The sequence below is a fragment of the Mesorhizobium sp. WSM4906 genome, from assembly GCF_029674625.1.
Classification (GTDB): Bacteria; Pseudomonadota; Alphaproteobacteria; order Rhizobiales; family Rhizobiaceae; genus Mesorhizobium.
In genome coordinates, this window is record NZ_CP121355.1 from 1,142,652 (window position 1) to 1,160,008 (window position 17,357).

Genomic DNA, 17,357 nt, shown 5'->3' on the forward strand with positions numbered 1-17,357 from the left:
GGGCGACCGATCAGACGAAGCGCATCGGCGCGCCGATCTCGACGCGCGCCGGCCGGTCGACGGTGCAATAGACGCCGATATTGTGGGCGTTGTAGCGGACCAGGTTGCGCAGGATGCCGGGATCGTTGTCGAAGCCGTCCTGGGCGATGATGGTGAAGCCGCAACGGCGGCAAGGCTCCGAAACAGTGAGCATGAGATCGCCGACAGCGAGTTTGCGCCCGATCCATTCGGTCTCCGGGAAGGAGCCTTCGACAGGGTCCATGTCGACGACGATGTTGGGGCGGAAACGGCGCGGATCGGCCACGCCTTCCGGATGCAGCGCCTTCAGCCGAGCCAGCGAGGCGGTGGTCAGCAGGTGGATCGGCGCCCTAGTGTAACGCTCGACGGTAAGCGGGCCGGAATAGCTGGGGGCCGCATTCTCGCGGAAATAAGGCCGGATCGAGGCTTCGAAGCCGAGGAAAGCGGAAACGACGCGGTCGCTTTCAGGGTCCGGCGCCGGCAGCCAGTCGCCGCCGGGCACGGCCACCTCAAGCTCGCGATCTTCGGTCAGCCGGGTGCGGATCAGCGGCACCTTGTGCCATTTCGGCCCGCGGTCCGGCCGGGCGATTTCATTGTCGGAAGCATCGACCAGGCCGAACAGCCGATCGCCGTCGACGCTCGATGTGCCGACGGAGATCGCGTCCAGCCGCTCGCCGGCGAGCGAGCTCGCGGGATAGCGCCAGAGCTGGCTGACCGTGCCGAGTGCCGCCTGAGCGTTCATCAGGCCCTTTTGTTCTGCCGGTTGGCGACGAGATCGTCGACGACGGCCGGGTCGGCCAATGTCGAGGTGTCGCCGAGCGCGCCGTAATCGTCCTCGGCGATCTTGCGCAGGATGCGGCGCATGATCTTGCCCGAGCGGGTCTTGGGCAGGCCCGGCGCGAACTGGATCTTGTCCGGCGTGGCGATGGCGCCGATCTCCTTGCGGACGTGGGCGACAAGCTCCTTGCGCAGATCCTCGCTCGATGTGCTGCCGGCCATCAGCGTGACGTAGCAGTAGATACCTTGCCCCTTGATGTCGTGCGGATAGCCGACGACCGCGGCTTCCGAGACCAGGTCGTGGCTGACCAGCGCGGACTCCACTTCCGCCGTGCCCATGCGATGGCCGGAGACGTTGATGACGTCGTCGACGCGGCCGGTGATCCAGTAATAGCCGTCTTCGTCGCGGCGGCAGCCGTCGCCGGTGAAGTACTTGCCCTTGTAGGTCGAAAAGTAAGTCTGCACGAAGCGGTCGTGATCGCCATAGACCGTGCGCATCATGCCGGGCCATGCATCGATGATGCAGAGATTGCCGTCGGCCGCCCCTTCGAGCACCTTGCCGTCGCCGTCGACCAGCTGCGGCCTGACGCCGAAGAACGGCCGCGTCGCCGACCCGGCCTTGAGGTCGGTGGCGCCCGGCAGCGGCGTGATCAGGATGCCGCCGGTCTCGGTCTGCCACCAGGTGTCGACGATCGGCAATTTGGCGTTGCCGATGACGTTGTAGTACCACTCCCAGGCTTCCGGATTGATCGGCTCGCCGACGGTACCAAGCACGCGCAGCGACTTGCGCGAGGTCTTCTTCACATAGCCGTCCCCGGCGCCCATCAGCGCGCGCAGCGCCGTCGGCGCGGTGTAGAAGATGTTGACCTGGTGCTTGTCGACGACTTCCCAGAAGCGCGACTGCGACGGGTAGTTCGGCACGCCCTCGAACATCAGCGTCGTGGCGCCGTTGGCCAAAGGCCCATAGACGATGTAGCTGTGGCCGGTGACCCAGCCGACATCGGCGGTGCACCAGTAGATGTCGCCGTCATGGTAATCGAAGACATATTGGTGGGTCATCGAGACGTAGACGAGATAGCCGGCGGTGGTGTGCAGCACGCCCTTCGGCTTGCCGGTCGAGCCAGAGGTGTAGAGGATGAATAGCGGATCCTCCGCCTTCATCTTCTCCGGCTTGCAGTCGGCCTTAACGGTCGCTGCCTCCTCGTGGTACCAGACGTCGCGACCCGGCACCCAGCCGGTCTTGCCGCCGGTGCGGCGCACGACCACCACCTTCTCGACCTTGGTGCCGGCCTTGGCCGCGATGTCTATCGCCTTGTCGGTGTTGTCCTTCAGCGGGATCGGCTTGCCGCCGCGCAGGCCCTCGTCCGCAGTGACGACGACGGTCGACTTGCAGTCGTCGATGCGCCCGGCGAGAGCGTCGGGCGAGAAGCCGCCGAAGACGACCGAATGGATGGCGCCGATACGCGTGCAGGCAAGCATCGCATAGGCCGTTTCCGGGATCATCGGCATGTAGATGGTGACGCGGTCGCCCTTCTTGACGCCGTGCTTCTTCAGCACGTTGGCAAAGCGGCAGACATGCGCATAAAGCTCGTTATAGGTGATCTTGCGGTCATCGTAAGGGTTGTCGCCCTCCCAGATGATGGCGGTCTGGTTGCCGCGCTTCTTGAGATGCCGGTCGATGCAGTTATAGGAAACATTGGTCTGGCCGTCCTCGAACCACTTGATCGAGACCTTGCCATCGAAGGAAGTGTTCTTGACCTTGGTGAAGGGCTTGAACCAGTCGATGCGCTTGCCGTGCTTGCCCCAGAACTTGTCCGGGTTCTTCACGCTGTCGGCGTACCATTTGAGATAGGTGTCGTTGTCGATCAGCGCGTTCTTCTTCCACGCCGGCTGGACGCGGTGGACATGGACATCGGACATTTTTCAGCTTTCCTCCAGAACCGTTCCGCCGGCTTGAAGTGCCGGCGGTATCGCGGCGAAGCGGCCGCGAATTCGCCGGCATTATTAACAGTTCCGCCGTGACGGCAATATTAGACGTTGGATTCGCGCGGCGGGATGACGCAGGGGCAAGTCCAGACGCCTGTTAGCACTCTCGCTCCAGGGCTGCTAACCGCTTGTTTTTCCGATGGAAAACTTGGGTCAGATGTGCGAAAATCAATAGACAGTTAAGCAACCGAGCGCAGAATCGGAGATCGGGAGGAAAGGAGATCGAGCCTTAAGGGGGCTGCCATGCATGACCATTCCGAAATGGATCTGATGCTCAGGGGCTATGGGCTGACCACGGCCAAGATCCTCTACCATTTTCCCGATCACCCGCATTTGCTGCAAAGCTTCATCTGGCAGGACTACGACATCGCGCCGCAATTTCCGGTGCTGATCCGCTTCATCGAATTCTGGAAGACCAAGCTCGACGGCCCGCTGCATTCGGTGACCTACACGCACCAGAAGCTGATCGCGCCGAACGAGTGGCGGAAGGTGGACGGGGAGTTCGTGCTGCATTGAGGCGTCGCCGAGGTTCTCTGGACGTCGAGCGATTGGCGGAAACGCCCATCACTTCGTCATCCACGGGCGGAGCAAGGAGCGAAGCGACGCGGCGCAGACCCGAGGATGCATGCCGTGACTTGGGGGCGTTGCGACGATCCAGAATTCTGCTCCGCCGCGCCCTACGATCGAGGTAACGGAATGGATCCTCGGGTCTTCGCGACGCCGCTTCGCGGCTGCTCCGCCCGTGGATGACGAAGTTCGGAGGCTGCGGCTAATCCGGTATGTTCACGATCGGCCCGATAGGATGTTCGCGACTCAATCACACCGCCGGCGGGTTCAGCCGGGCGAAGCCCTCTTGGCGGCGATAGGGAAAGTAAGGATAGGGTGCGGTCACAGCGCTCGCTTCATCGAGCGCCTTCATCTGTTCCGGCGACAACGTCCAGCCGACGGCGCCGAGATTTTGCCGCAACTGCTCCTCGTTGCGCGCGCCGATGATCACGGACGACACGGTCGGCCGCTGTAGCAGCCAGTTGATCGCGACCTGCGGCACGGTCTTGCCGGTTTCGGCGGCGACGGTTTCGAGCGCGTCGACCACCCGATAGAGATGCCCGTCCTCGACGGGCGGGCCGAAGCTTGCCGTGTCGTGCAGCCGGCTCGTTTTCGGCAGCGGTTGGCCGCGACGGATCTTGCCGGTCAGCCGGCCCCAGCCGAGCGGACTCCACACAAGGGCGCCGACGCCCTGGTCGAGGCCGAGCGGCATCAGTTCCCATTCATAGTCGCGACCGACCAGCGAGTAGTAGACCTGATGCGCGACATAGCGCGGATAGCCGTGCTTTTCCGCCAGGCCGAGCGATTTCATCACCTGCCAGCCGGAGAAGTTGGAGACGCCGACATAGCGCAGCTTGCCCGCGCGAACGAGGTCGCCCAGCGTCGCCAGCACCTCCTCGATCGGCGTCGCGGCGTCGAAGGCATGGAGCTGAAGCAAGTCGATATAATCGGTGCCGAGGCGCCTCAGCGCCGCGTCGACGGAGCGGATCAGCCGTGAGCGCGACGAGCCCCAATCGGCCGGGCCGTCGCCCATCGGCAGCGCGGTCTTGGTCGAGATCAGCACCGCGTCGCGGCGGCCCTTGATCGCTTCGCCCAGCACCTCCTCCGAGGCGCCATTCGAATAGACGTCGGCCGTGTCGAAGAGGGTGACGCCTGCTTCCAGGCAGATGTCGACCAGCCGGCGCGCCTCCTTAGCGTCGCTGTTACCCCAATGGCCGAACAGCGGCCCGGAGCCGCCGAAGGTTCCGGCGCCGAAGGAAAGCGCCGGCACTTTCAGGCCGGATGCGCCGAGACGTCGATAGTCCATGGTTTTGCTCCTTGTCCAAAATTGTAATGTCGAGGGCGGATTTGGGCTGGTCAGCACTGGGCCAGCGCCGGCGAACCGATCGCGCGGCGCTCGAGGCGAAGGGCCAGGAACACGACGGCAACCGCCGCGAGCGGCACCAGGCCCGCGACAAGGGTGACGGCGCCGAGGCCGGGGCCGTGGTCGATGACGAAGCCGCCGAGCCAGGCGCCGATCGCATTGCCGAGGTTGAAGGCGGCGATGTTGAAGGACGAGGCGAGGCCCTGGCCGGCGCCCCTGGCCTTGTCCAGCACCCACATCTGCAGCGGGGCGACGGTGGCGAAGGCGGCCGCGCCCAGCAGGCCGACGGCGACGATTGCCGCGAGCGGCTGATGGATCGCGGCGGTCATGACGAACAGCACGGCCGAGAGCGCGACCAGCGTGCCGATGACGGTCGGCACGAGACGCCGGTCGGCGAGGCGCCCGCCAAGCAGGTTGCCGGCGACCAGCCCGCCGCCGAAGACGAGCAGGATCGGCGACACGGCGGCTTCGGAAAAGCCGCTGATCCGGGTTAGGATCGGCGCCAGATAGGTGAAGGCGGCAAAGACGCCGACCCAGCTCAGCACCGTGGTCAGCAGGCCGAGCAGCACGGGCCGGCGGCCAAGCACGGCAAGCGCGCCTTCGGAACCTTCCTCCGGGTCGGCCGCGGCTGGCTGGTCATGCGGCACCAGCAGCGCGATCACGGCAAAGGCGATGACGCCGACCAGTGTGACGGCGAGGAAGGCCGAGCGCCAGCCATAGGCTTGGCCGAGCCAGGTGCCGAACGGCACGCCGAGGATGTTGGCGACGGTAAGGCCGGTGAACATCAGCGCGATGGCCGAAGCCTTCCGGTTGGGCGCGACGAGGCTGGTGGCGACGACCGAGCCGACGCCAAAGAAGGAGGCATGGGCGAAAGCGGTGAGCACACGCGCCGCCATCAGCGTCCAGTAATCGGGCGCCAGCGCGCAGGCGAGGTTGCCGACGGTAAAGACCACCATCAGGGCAAGCAGCAGCGTCTTCTTCGACAGGTGGCCGGTAAGCGCGCCAAGCAACGGCGCGCCGACGACGACGCCCAGCGCATAGCCGGAGATCAGCATGCCCGCGGCCGAGATCGAGACGCCGAGATCGGCGCTGACGTCGAGCAGCAGGCCCATGATGACGAATTCGGTGACACCGATGCCGAAGGCACCGGCGGTGAGGGCATAGAGAGCAAGAGGCATGGCGATGGTCCGATTGGTCGGAAAGAGGACGCTCAATCCCGCGCCCCGACCGGGAACATCGTGATCCTCGGAGCTGTGAACCAGCCTTGCATCAGGCATATTTTCTGTGAAATAGATTCACGAATGGCGAGGCCCGAAATCAACCGTTCCGGCGAGATCGAGGTGTTCGTCCGCGTCGTCGAGGCGGGCAGCTTCTCGGCCGCGGCGCGCGCGCTGCGCATGACGCCATCAGCGGTGAGCAAGCTGATCGCGCGGCTGGAGGCGCGGCTTGGCGCGCGACTTCTCAGCCGCTCGACGCGGCGGCTGCAGCTGACCCCGGAAGGGGTGGCCTTCCACGACAGCGGCGTGCGGATCCTCGCCGATATGGATGCGGCGGAACGCGAAGCGGCGGCGGGTGCGGCGCCGCGCGGCAGGCTGAGGGTCAATTCCTATGTGCCGTTCGGCCAGCACCGGCTGATGGCGCTGCTGCCGCGTTTCCTGGAAAAGTACCCCGAGATTTTCGTCGAAGCCGTGCTGACCGACAGTGTCATCGACCTTCTGGAAGAGCGTGCCGACGTCGCCATCCGCGCCGGGCCGCTGCGCGAGTCACGCCTGGTGGCGCGCAAGCTCGGCCAGAGCCGGATGGTGCTGGTCGCGTCGCCTGCCTATCTCGAAGCGCGCGGCACGCCACGCGCATTGTCCGACCTCGCCCGCCACAACATGCTGGCCTTCGGCTTTGCCAGGCACATCGAAGGTTGGCCCTTTGTCGATGCGACAGGCAGATCGATCATCATGCCGATCGTCGGAAACATGTCGCTGACCGACGGCGAAGCGATGCGGCGAACGACGTTGGCAGGAGCCGGTATAGCGCGGCTGGCGCGATGGCATGTCGAATCCGACATCGCCGCCGGGTTGCTCGTGCCGTTGCTGGAGGAGTTCAATCCCGGCGACGAGGAGCCGACGCACGCAGTCTATGTCGGCCAGGGCAAGCATCTGCCGGCCAGGGTGCGGGCTTTTCTTGATTTTCTTGCCGAGGCCGTGCGTCTCTGAAAACATCAAAGAGCCGCGCGCCACAGGGCACGCGGCGCTTCAAAGCTGGTTACGCCTTCGGCACGAAGGGCGCCGGACGCCGGCCGGCGCCCTGCCGTTCCAGCATCCAGCCGGGATATTCGGAAGGCAGCGCGCTGACCTCGTCGAGCCTAGCCAGATCTTCGGCATCGAGCATCAACCCGGTGGCGGCGAGGTTCTGTTCGAGCTGGTCCATGCGGCTGGCGCCGATGAGGACGCTCATCACGAAGGGCTTGGCCAGCACGTAGCCCAGCGCCACCGTGGCGACGCTGACATCGTGCTTCCTGGCGATCTCGCGCATGACGGCGACCGCCGCCCAGGCGCGGTCCTCGTTGACCGGCGGGAAGTTGAAACTGGCGCGGCGGCCTTCGCCATTGCCCGGCGCGCCTGGGCCATATTTGCCCGAGAGCAGCCCGCCGGCCATCGGCGACCAGACCATGAGGCCGAGCTTCTCTTCGTTGAGCAACGGCACGATCTCGCGCTCGAGATCGCGGCCGGCGATCGAATAATAGGACTGCACCGTCTCGAAGCGGGCATAGTCCTTGCGCTCGGCGATGCCGAGAGCCTTGGCGATGCGCCAGGCCTGCCAGTTGGAGACGCCGACGTAACGCACCTTGCCGCTGGCGACGAGGTCGTCGAGCGCGCGCAGCGTCTCGTCGATCGGCGTCACAGTATCGGTGCCGTGCAGCTGGTAGAGGTCGATATGGTCGGTCTGCAGCCGCTCCAGGCTGCCGTCGATCGAATCCATGATGTGGCCCCGCGAGGAGCCGCGCTGGTTGGGTCCTTCGCCCATGACGCCGTGCACCTTGGTGGCGATGATGACGTCCGAGCGCTTGACGCCGAGATCCTTGAGTGACTGGCCGAGCAGCCGCTCCGACTGGCCGAAAGAGTAGACGTCCGCGGTGTCGAAGAAATTGATGCCTGCGGCGATCGAGCGGCCGACGATCTCGTTGACGCCTTTCTGGTCGAGGCTGGCGATCAAGCCCCATTGAGCATTCTCGCCGGCGGCGCCGAAGGTCATCGTGCCGAGGCAGAGTTCGGAGACGAACAGGCCGGTGTTGCCGAGCTGGTTGTAGCGCATGGTGAGATTTCCCCGAAAGAAGGATTGGGTGATGTCTGACTGACAGGTTTGTCTGAATGACACGAGGGAAATAGGAACGGCCCGTTTCGTTTCAAGCGCCGGGGCCACGAAATCGCCCCGCTGACGGGCTCGGTAACGAGATCGTGACGAATAGAGTGGATCAACTCTCCACGAGAGCAAGGATCGCGAACAGCGTCATGCCGAATGCGACGGCGGCAAGCGGCAGGAGAATTTCAATCGTCGCGGTGCTGGCTTTCACCGGATGATCGCTCGTATCGAACTCGCCTGCGATCCAGTCGGGGAAAGTCTTGACCTTGCCGGGACGGCTGAGCCGGTGATGGCGCCAGACGCGGGCGGCGATTGCCGGCAGCGCGACCGACATCACGATGAAACCGGTGACGACGAAAAGCAGATATTCGTCATAGCCGCCGGCGAAGCCGATCCACGCCGACAGCGCATAGCACGCCGCAAGCCCCATCATGGCATAATACACCCATCGGTGCAGTCCGCGGGAGGCCTGCCGGTCCTGTGTGATTTCCTGGTCGTGGCGTGTGACAGTCATCGGAGCCTCCTTTGACTTGAGGAGCCACGCGCTCGGTCCTTTATCCGCACCTAGTGAGGTGACATGGCGCGACAATGCGGTGGTATGACGCGCCTGCTACAACCCGTTGTTGCTCAACGGAATTTCGGGTGGAAACCGCCATACATTCCCAGCGCTGGAAGGCCGAACCGCCAGTCCGAGAGATGCTCAGGGCCGGCCGCCGAAGATCGCCGTGCCGACCCTGACGCTGGTCGCGCCGAAGGCGATCGCGGTCTCGTAATCGCCGGACATGCCCATCGAGAGTTTTGCGACGCCGGCTTCTCGGGCGATCTTTTCCAAAAGCGCGAAATGCGGGCCGGGATTCTCGTCCGCCGGCGGAATGCACATCAACCCTTCGATGGCGAGGCCGTGCACGTCGCAGCAACGCTTGACGAAGGCGACGGCCTCGCGTGGCTCGATGCCGGCCTTTTGCGGTTCGGAGCCGGTGTTGACCTGGACGTAGAGTTTTGGCGTGCGACCTTGCCTGGCAATCTCCTTGGCAAGCTCGGCGGCGATCTTCTCGCGGTCGACCGTCTCGATGACATCGAAAAACGCCACCGCTTCCTTGGCCTTGTTGGACTGCAGCGGTCCGATCAGGTGCAGCTCGATATCGGGAAACGCTTCTCTCAGCTCCGGCCATTTGGCTTGGGCTTCCTGCACGCGGTTCTCGCCGAAGACCCGCTGGCCCGCCTCGATCACGGGGCGAATATCTTCGGCCGCAAAGGTCTTCGACACCGCCACCAGCGTGACGGCGCCAGGCTCGCGCCCGGCCTCGCGCTCGGCATTCACGATCCTCGCCTTGACGGCGAGAAGCTGTTCGACGGCACTCGTCATGCCCATATCCTGCCTATAGTTTAGCGCCAACGCCGGATCGCCACAGTTGACGGGTCCGGCAATCCATGGTGAACACCGCGACGACATTGTCTAGGCTGCCGGCCTTGTCCGGCGCCGCACAGCCGCTTTTAAGTGAAAAACATCCGATGGCAACCGAACGATACAATCCGCGCACGTCAGAGCCCAAATGGCAGAAGGCCTGGGCCGAAAAGAAGCTGTTCGAGGCCAGGAACGACGACCCGAAGCCAAAATACTACGTGCTCGAGATGTTCCCCTATCCGTCGGGGAAGATCCATATCGGCCACACCCGCAACTACACGATGGGCGACGTCGTGGCGCGCTACAAGCGGGCCAAGGGCTTCAACGTGCTGCACCCGATGGGCTGGGATGCCTTCGGCATGCCGGCCGAGAACGCGGCGATGCAGAACAAGGTCCATCCGAAGGACTGGACCTACGAGAACATCGCCGTCATGCGCGAGCAACTCAAGGTCATGGGCCTGTCGCTCGACTGGGCGCGCGAGTTCGCCACCTGCGACGTCGACTACTACCACCGCCAGCAGATGCTGTTCCTCGACTTCGTCGAGAAAGGGCTGGTGACGCGCAAATCCTCCAAGGTCAACTGGGACCCTGAGGACATGACGGTGCTCGCCAACGAGCAGGTCATCGACGGCCGCGGCTGGCGCTCGGGCGCGCTGGTCGAGCAGCGCGAGCTGACGCAATGGTTCTTCAAGATCACCGATTTCGCGCAGGACCTGCTGGAGTCGCTCGACCGCCTCGACGAATGGCCGGAAAAGGTCAAGCTGATGCAGCACAACTGGATCGGCCGCTCGGAAGGACTGCTGATCCGCTGGCCGCTGGCCGCTCCAAGTTCTAGCAAGATTGGCGGCGACATGCACGAGCTGGAAGTCTACACGACCAGGCCGGACACGATCTTCGGCGCCTCCTTCATGGCGGTCGCCGCCGACCATCCGCTGGCCAAAAAAGCCGCCGAGAACAATCCGGCGCTCGCCAAGTTCATCGACGAGGTCCGCCACATGGGCACCTCGGTGGCGGCGCTCGAGACGGCCGAGAAGAAAGGCTTCGACACCGGCATCCGCGTCGTCCATCCCTTCGACGACAGCTGGACGCTGCCCGTCTATGTCGCCAATTTCGTGCTGATGGAATACGGCACCGGCGCCATCTTCGGCTGTCCGTCGGGCGATCAGCGCGACCTCGACTTCGCCAACAAATACGGCCTGCCGGTGATCCCGGTGGTGATGCCGGAAGGCGAAAATCAGGGAAGCTTCCAGGTCATCGAGGAGGCCTATGACGGCGACGGCGTGATGATCAATTCGCGCTTCCTCGACGGCATGAAGCCGGAGCGGGCCTTCGACGAGGTGGCCAAGCTGCTCGAGCAGAAGACGATCGGCGGCCGGCCGATGGCGGAGCGCAAGGTGAATTTCCGCCTGCGCGACTGGGGCATCTCGCGCCAGCGCTACTGGGGCTGCCCGATTCCGATGATCCATTGCGAAGCCTGCGGCGTGGTGCCGGTGCCGAAGGCCGACCTGCCGGTCCGGCTGCCCGACGACATCGAGTTCGACCGTCCGGGCAATCCGCTCGACCGCCATCCGACATGGCGGCATGTGAAGTGCCCGCAATGCGGCCGGGACGCGCGGCGCGAGACCGACACGATGGACACCTTCGTCGACTCGTCGTGGTATTTCGTCCGCTTCACCGCGCCGTGGGCCAACGAGCCGACCGAGCCGAAGGCGGCCGACGGATGGCTGGCGGTCGACCAGTATATCGGCGGCATCGAGCACGCGATCCTGCACCTGCTCTATTCGCGCTTCTTCACCCGCGCCATGCGCGAGACCGGGCATCTCAACCTCGCCGAGCCGTTCAAGGGCCTGTTCACCCAAGGGATGGTGGTGCACGAGACCTATCGTGTCGGCGGCTCGTCGACCAATGGGCGCTGGCTGTCGCCGGGCGAGGTCAGGATCGAGGATGTGGGCGGCAAGCGCCGCGCCGTCGAGATCGCGACCGGCGAGGAGGCGACGATCGGCGCGCTCGAGAAAATGTCGAAGTCGAAGAAGAACACGGTGAGCCCGGAAGAGATCACCGACGGCTACGGCGCCGACACAGCGCGCTGGTTCATGCTGTCGGACTCGCCGCCGGAGCGCGACGTCGAATGGACGGACGAGGGTGCGGCCGGCGCGCATCGCTTCGTGCAGCGCGTCTGGCGCCTGGTGCAGATCGCGGCCGAGCAGCTCGCCGGCGTCAAGCCGGCCGCGGCGAAGGACGGCGAAGCGGGCGCCGTCTCCAAGGCCGCGCACAAGATCCTGAAGGCGATCGGCGAGGACATCGAGAAGCTCGGCTTCAACCGGGCGATCGCGCGCATCTACGAGCTTGCGAACGCGCTGACCACGCCGCTCAATGACGTCTCCGAGGGCAAGGCGGACGCGGCGCTGAAAGCCGCCTGCCGCGAGGCCGTCGAGATCCTGGTGCACGTGATCGCGCCGGTGATGCCGCATCTGGCCGAGGAATGCTGGGAGGCGCTGGGCGGCACCGACATGGTCGCCGAGCGGCCGTGGCCGGTCTACGATCCGGCTCTGGTCGTCGACAACGAGATCGTGCTGCCGGTGCAGGTCAACGGCAAGAAGCGCGGGGATTTGACAATTGCCCGCGACGCGGATCAAGGTGCCGTCGAACAAGCGGTGCTGGCTCTCGACTTCGTGCAAAAGGCGCTCGATGGCAAGGCCCCGCGCAAGGTGATCATCGTCCCGCAGAGGATCGTCAATGTCGTTGCCTGATCCAGAAAAGTCACAGGCGGCGCGTTTGCTGCGCCGCGCGGCTATCGGCGGCCTGGTCGCCTCGCTGGCGTTGGTCTCGGCCTGCACGGTGCGGCCGCTCTATTCCAGCGCGCCGCTCACCGTCGGCTCGCAGGCCGGCGCCGCCGCCGAGCTGGCATCGATCTCGATCAAGCCTGTCGGCACGCGTTACGGCCAGCAGGTGCGCAACAATCTGATCTTCGCCTTCGGCCAGGGCTCGGGCGAGCCGGCATCGCCAGCCTACACGCTGGACCTCGGCGTCAGCGAGCTGGTTGAATCGGCGGCCATCGTCCAGGTGCAGACCGAAGAGGACGAGCCGACGGCAGGCACCGTGACGCTCACCGCCAATTATGTCCTGCGTGATTCCGCGACCGGCACGGTGGTCGCGGTCGGCAAGCGCTCGATCCCGTCATCCTTCGATCGGCCGCGCCAGGAATTCGCGGCCTACCGGGCGCAGATCGACGCCGAGAACCGCGCCGCCCGCGAGCTCGCCGATCTGCTGCGCCTGGCGATCGCCCAGGACCTGGCCAAGCACGGCAAGGCCTAGTTCCTCGAGGACACAGGGATTTTGAAAGATTGCAGGCTTGTCGACGGGCTTTCACCGTTCGTCTCGGTGGAATCAGCGCAAGCGCTGGAGATTAGCTGAAGCCGCCCCAACCTCGTCATCAACTCTGAAGGATCGAGGCGTCTCTAAGCCTAGCGTTTAGGGTGACGATGATCTTTCGCATGACGGCGGCGATGGCCACCATTGGCTTCTTGCCGTTGGCGCGAAGGCGTTTGTAGAATGGTGCGAACTCGCCCCTTCCGGCAGCGGCGTGCAAGGCGGGCATGTAGAGCATGCTCCTGACCTCTGGTCGTCCGCCACGGATTTTGCGGTAGCCGTGTTTTTGGCCACTGTCGTTTGGATGAGGCGCGAGCCCTGCAAGGGCTGCAGCCTTGCGGCGTGTCATGGACCCCAGTTCGGGCAAGGTGGCCAAGAGCTTGGCCGCCACGATCGGGCCGAGACTGTCCATGGCCGTGCAGATGGCTGCCCGGTGCTTGAGGGTGGTGCTGTTGGCGACGAGCTCGCGGATGTCGGCCTCGATGGCCTTGATCTGATTGTCGATGGCTTTGATCAGCGCCTTGAAGGAGGCGGCGAGCTCGCGGCCGCCGGGAGCCTTGAGGCGGTTCTTCTCGGCGCCCCTGAGGGCTATGAGCTCCTGGCGGCGGCGGACCAAGGCGCGCAGGCGGATCTCCTCAGCGTCTGGAGCCTGCCACAGGCACAGCTTATCCCAGCGCTCACGGCCATAGGCCCAAAGCATGCCGGCATCGATGGCGTCGCTCTTGCCGTGCGTGCCGTAGGAGCGGATGAAGCTCTTGACCTTGAGCGTGTCGGCACGATGGCAGGCGATGCCCGAGCGCAGGCACTCCTCGAGCAGCAGGCTTTCATGGCCGCCGGTCGGCTCGCACACGACAAGGTCGATGTGTTTGTAGCTCTTGAGCAAGGCACGGATCGTGCGCCGCTGATTGGCGATAGTGCGGGTGGTGGCGCCGTCACAGACGGTGATGGTGTCCTTGGCGATGTCGAAGCCGAGGCACAATTGCGGTTGTTGATGCAGGAAGGCCATGCTGGTGGTATCCTTAAAGGGCTTCGGATTGTTTGCGGGCGTGGCGTGAGCCAGCGGCCAATCAACTCTCCAAGCGATGGCGGACAAAGACGGCAGGGACCTTGATGACGTCGGGTGCTACCCGGTCCCAGGGACGGTCGCCTGCCGCCGGGACTGCTGGCTGTGATGGGCCGCAGTCCCGGCCGCCAAACTACCCGATCCTTCTCAAACAATCCCAGGGCGAAGCAGGAGCGTAAGCTCCGTCGCGGAGACCCTGGGATCCATGCCGTTACCTTGATCGAAGGTGCAGCGGAGCAGAATTCTACACCGCTGCAACGCTCGTATTTCACGGAATGGATCCTCGGGTCTGCGCCGCGTCGCTTCGCTCCTTGCTTCGCCCGAGGATGACGATCGCGATGGGCGTTCCGGCCAATCACCAAGGCATGCGACCTGCCAAGGCATAGGCGCTTTGCTACGAAAAAAGGCCGGTTGCCCGGCCTTTTTTGCTGTTCGGTGTCCAGCCTCAGTTGATCTTCTGGCCGGTCTTGGCCCAGTCGGCGAGGAAGGCGGCAAGGCCCTTGTCGGTGAGCGGGTGGTTGACCAGCGCCCTCAGCGTCGCCGGCGGCGCGGTCACCACGTCGGAACCGATGAGCGCGGCCTGCTTGACGTGGTTCACCGAGCGCACGGAAGCGGTCAGGATCTCGGTCTTGAAATCGTAATTGTCGTAGATGGTACGGATTTCCGAGATCAGCTCCATGCCATCCGAGCCGGTGTCATCGATGCGGCCGACGAAAGGCGAGATGAAGGAGGCGCCGGCCTTGGCGGCAAGCAGCGCCTGGTTGGCCGAGAAGCAGAGCGTGACGTTGACCATGCGGTTCAGCTCGGTGCGGATCGTCTTGCAGGCCTTCAGACCATCCAGCGTCAGCGGCACCTTGATGCAGACATTGGGCGCGATCTTGGCCAGCACCTCGGCCTCGCCCATCATGTCCCTGAATTCGGTGGCCACGACCTCGGCCGAGACCGGGCCTTCGACGATGTCGCAGATCTGCTTCGTCACCTCGGAGATCTTGCCGCCAGATTTCAGGATCAGCGAGGGGTTGGTGGTGACCCCATCGAGAAGCCCCAGATCGTTCAGCTCCTTGATCTCCTTGATGTCGGCGGTGTCGACAAAAAACTTCATGGCGGTCTCCTTGGGGATTTCATGGTGCCGGTCAGGCACGTTCGAGAGTCACCCTTTGATCTAGAGCAAAGTCGGGGCAAGGTCACGCCTCATGATGGAAGATTCGCCCTTTGTCGCGGCCGCACCGGTGCTGGTGCCGATGCCGGCCGAACGGCCCTACACCTATGCCGTGCCGCCCGGCATGCGCGTGGTGCCGGGCTCGATCGTGCGCGTGCCGCTGGGACCGCGACAGGTCGCCGGCATCGTCTGGGACGGCGTCGGCGAAGCGGTCGATCCGAAAAAACTGCGGCCGATCGAGGAGGTCTTCGACTGCCCGCCGATCGACAAGGCCATGCGCCGCTTCGTCGACTGGATCGCGCAATACACGCTGTCGGCCCCCGGCATGGTGGCGCGCATGCTGCTCAGGGCACCCGAAGCCTTCGACCCGGAACCGTGGATCGAAGGGCTGCAGCGCACCCTCGCGGAACCCGACCGATTGACCGACGCCCGGCGCCGCGTGCTGGAGACGGCCGAGGGCGGCCTTGCCTGGACACGTTCGGGGCTCGCGCATGCGGCGGGCGTCTCCTCCACCGTCATCGACGGCTTGAGGGCGCAAGGCGTGTTCGAGACGGTGATGATCCCGCCGCGGCCCGTGGTCGCCGCGCCCGATCCGCGGCACGCCGTGCCAGAACTGATGCCGGACCAGGAGACTGCGGCCGACAAGCTGCGCGCGGCAATCGCCGCCGATGCCTTCAACGTCACTCTTCTCGACGGCGTCACGGGATCGGGCAAGACGGAAGTCTATTTCGAGGCGGTGGCGGCGGCGCTCGACAAGGGCAGGCAGGTGCTGATCCTGCTGCCGGAGATCGCGCTGACCCATGCCTTCCTCGAACGCTTCCAGGACCGGTTCGGAGCCAAGCCGGCGGAGTGGCATTCGGACCTGCCGCCCAAGATGCGCGAGCGCGTCTGGCGGCAGGTGGCGGAAGGCGGTGTGCGCGTCGTCGCCGGCGCGCGCTCGGCGCTGTTCCTGCCGTTCAGGGAGCTCAAGCTGATCGTCGTCGACGAAGAGCACGACCCTGCCTACAAGCAGGAGGACCGCGTCTTCTACAATGCGCGCGACATGGCGGTGGTGCGCGGCCATATCGGCGCCTTCCCGGTCGTGCTCGCCTCGGCGACGCCGTCGGTGGAAAGCCGGGTCAATGCAAGCCAGGGCCGCTACACCAGAGCGGTGCTGTCGTCGCGCTTCGCCGAGGCGGCACTTCCCGACCTGAAATCGATCGACATGCGGCGCGCGCCGCCGGCGCGCGGCGGCTTCCTGTCGCCTGTCCTTCTTGAACAGATGCAGCGCACGCTGGAGAAAAAAGAGCAGTCGCTGCTTTTCCTCAACCGGCGCGGCTATGCGCCGCTGACTCTCTGCCGCGTCTGCGGCCATCGCTTCGGCTGCCCGGTCTGCTCGGCCTGGCTGGTCGAGCACCGCTTTCGCGGCCAGCTCGTCTGCCATCATTGCGGCCACAACGAGCGCCGGCCCGAAGCCTGCCCGGAATGCGGCACGCTCGATCACCTCGTCGCCTGCGGACCGGGCGTCGAGCGCATCGCCGAGGAGGTGGTGGCGCATTTCCGGGAGGCGCGCACGATCGTGCTCTCGTCCGATCTCTTGGGCGGCGTGCGCCGGCTGCGGCTCGAGCTCGAGGCCGTCGCCAATGGCGAGGCCGACATCGTCATCGGCACGCAGCTCGTCGCCAAGGGCCACAATTTTCCCGGCATGACGCTGGTCGGCGTGGTCGACGCCGATCTCGGCCTCGCCAATGGCGATCCGCGCGCCGCCGAGCGCACCTTCCAGCTGCTCAGCCAGGTGACGGGGCGTGCCGGCCGCACCGGCAAGAAGAGCCTCGGCCTGTTGCAGACCTACCAGCCGGACCATCCGGTGATGCGGGCGATCGTCTCCGGTGATTCGGAAGCCTTTTATGAGCGCGAGATCGCCGAGCGCGAGCGGGCGGCCCTGCCACCGTTCGGTCGGCTCGCTGGCATCATCGTAAGCGCCGCGACGCGAGGCGAGGCGGAAGGCCATGCACGGGGCTTGCGGCGCGCCGCGCCCAATGCGTCCGATCTCTTCGTGCTCGGCCCGGCCGAGGCGCCGCTGTCGCTGATCGGCGGCCGCCACCGTTTCCGGCTCCTGGTGCAGGGCGAACGGCGCGCCGACATGCAGGGTTTTATTCGCGCCATGCTGGCGGACGGGCCGAAGCTGCGCGGCTCGGTGCGCGTGCAGGTCGACATCGACCCGCAGAGTTTTCTGTAAAGGTGCGCTCGATTGCGGGCGAGGCGCGTCTAGCGCGGCTTAAAGCGCGTCGCGCTGAAACGGATTCAGGCGACGCGCTTTAAGTCTTTGTTTTGATGC

The 17,357-nt window shown here is 65.1% G+C and carries 14 protein-coding genes; 5 read left to right on the top strand and 9 right to left on the bottom strand.

Annotated elements, in window-relative coordinates; genetic code table 11:
• Positions 1–10: 10 nt before the first annotated feature.
• The gene (locus tag QAZ22_RS05450; protein ID WP_278205986.1) at positions 11–760 is read right to left on the bottom strand and encodes an MOSC domain-containing protein; all 750 of its coding nucleotides are present in this window, start codon (positions 758–760) and stop codon (positions 11–13) included.
• Complete coding sequence (acs, locus tag QAZ22_RS05455; protein WP_278205987.1) at positions 760–2,715, bottom strand: acetate--CoA ligase; 1,956 nt, start codon at positions 2,713–2,715, stop codon at positions 760–762. Before acs ends, QAZ22_RS05450 begins: the two co-directional genes overlap by 1 nt.
• Positions 2,716–3,024: 309 nt before the next feature.
• Between acs and QAZ22_RS05460 the strand changes: the two genes are divergently transcribed.
• Positions 3,025–3,297: an usg protein gene (locus tag QAZ22_RS05460; RefSeq protein ID WP_278075915.1), complete on the top strand. Its 273-nt coding sequence runs from the start codon at positions 3,025–3,027 to the stop codon at positions 3,295–3,297.
• Between the two features lie 301 nt (positions 3,298–3,598).
• Here the strand turns inward: QAZ22_RS05460 and QAZ22_RS05465 are convergent, their stop codons facing one another.
• Both QAZ22_RS05465 and QAZ22_RS05470 read right to left on the bottom strand, forming a co-directional pair.
• The gene (locus QAZ22_RS05465; protein WP_278205988.1) at positions 3,599–4,633 is read right to left on the bottom strand and encodes an aldo/keto reductase; all 1,035 of its coding nucleotides are present in this window, start codon (positions 4,631–4,633) and stop codon (positions 3,599–3,601) included.
• 50 nt (positions 4,634–4,683) lie between these two features.
• Positions 4,684–5,868 carry an MFS transporter gene (locus QAZ22_RS05470; RefSeq protein WP_278205989.1) on the bottom strand — a complete coding sequence of 395 codons (1,185 nt, stop codon included), beginning with the start codon at positions 5,866–5,868 and terminating at the stop codon, positions 4,684–4,686.
• Positions 5,869–5,991: 123 nt separating this feature from the next.
• On the opposite strand from QAZ22_RS05470, the gene QAZ22_RS05475 reads away from it, so the two are divergent.
• The gene (locus QAZ22_RS05475) at positions 5,992–6,897 is read left to right on the top strand and encodes a LysR family transcriptional regulator (protein ID WP_278205990.1); all 906 of its coding nucleotides are present in this window, start codon (positions 5,992–5,994) and stop codon (positions 6,895–6,897) included.
• Between the two features lie 49 nt (positions 6,898–6,946).
• On the opposite strand, the gene QAZ22_RS05480 is transcribed toward QAZ22_RS05475, so the two are convergent.
• The 3 genes from QAZ22_RS05480 to QAZ22_RS05490 all read right to left on the bottom strand — a co-directional run bounded on the left by QAZ22_RS05480 (position 6,947) and on the right by QAZ22_RS05490 (position 9,410).
• Positions 6,947–7,996 carry an aldo/keto reductase gene (locus tag QAZ22_RS05480; RefSeq protein WP_278205991.1) on the bottom strand — a complete coding sequence of 350 codons (1,050 nt, stop codon included), beginning with the start codon at positions 7,994–7,996 and terminating at the stop codon, positions 6,947–6,949.
• A gap of 160 nt (positions 7,997–8,156) precedes the next feature.
• The gene (locus QAZ22_RS05485) at positions 8,157–8,558 is read right to left on the bottom strand and encodes a hypothetical protein (protein ID WP_278205992.1); all 402 of its coding nucleotides are present in this window, start codon (positions 8,556–8,558) and stop codon (positions 8,157–8,159) included.
• Positions 8,559–8,744: 186 nt separating this feature from the next.
• On the bottom strand, positions 8,745–9,410 hold the full coding sequence (locus QAZ22_RS05490; protein ID WP_278205993.1) for a YggS family pyridoxal phosphate-dependent enzyme: 666 nt from the start codon (positions 9,408–9,410) through the stop codon (positions 8,745–8,747).
• A 146-nt stretch (positions 9,411–9,556) separates the two neighbouring features.
• On the opposite strand from QAZ22_RS05490, the gene leuS reads away from it, so the two are divergent.
• Complete coding sequence (gene leuS, locus QAZ22_RS05495) at positions 9,557–12,199, top strand: leucine--tRNA ligase (protein WP_278205994.1); 2,643 nt, start codon at positions 9,557–9,559, stop codon at positions 12,197–12,199.
• Complete coding sequence (gene lptE, locus QAZ22_RS05500) at positions 12,186–12,764, top strand: LPS assembly lipoprotein LptE (protein ID WP_278205995.1); 579 nt, start codon at positions 12,186–12,188, stop codon at positions 12,762–12,764. Before leuS ends, lptE begins: the two co-directional genes overlap by 14 nt.
• 118 nt (positions 12,765–12,882) lie before the next feature.
• Here the strand turns inward: lptE and QAZ22_RS05505 are convergent, their stop codons facing one another.
• Both QAZ22_RS05505 and fsa read right to left on the bottom strand, forming a co-directional pair.
• Entirely contained in the window at positions 12,883–13,824 is a 942-nt protein-coding gene (locus QAZ22_RS05505; RefSeq protein WP_278205477.1) for an IS110 family transposase, read from the bottom strand.
• Between the two features lie 502 nt (positions 13,825–14,326).
• Positions 14,327–14,983, bottom strand: a complete 657-nt coding sequence (fsa, locus tag QAZ22_RS05510) for a fructose-6-phosphate aldolase (protein ID WP_278205996.1) — start codon at positions 14,981–14,983, stop codon at positions 14,327–14,329.
• A 91-nt stretch (positions 14,984–15,074) separates the two neighbouring features.
• Between fsa and QAZ22_RS05515 the strand changes: the two genes are divergently transcribed.
• The gene (locus tag QAZ22_RS05515; protein WP_278205997.1) at positions 15,075–17,258 is read left to right on the top strand and encodes a primosomal protein N'; all 2,184 of its coding nucleotides are present in this window, start codon (positions 15,075–15,077) and stop codon (positions 17,256–17,258) included.
• The last annotated feature ends 99 nt before the right edge of the window (positions 17,259–17,357 follow it).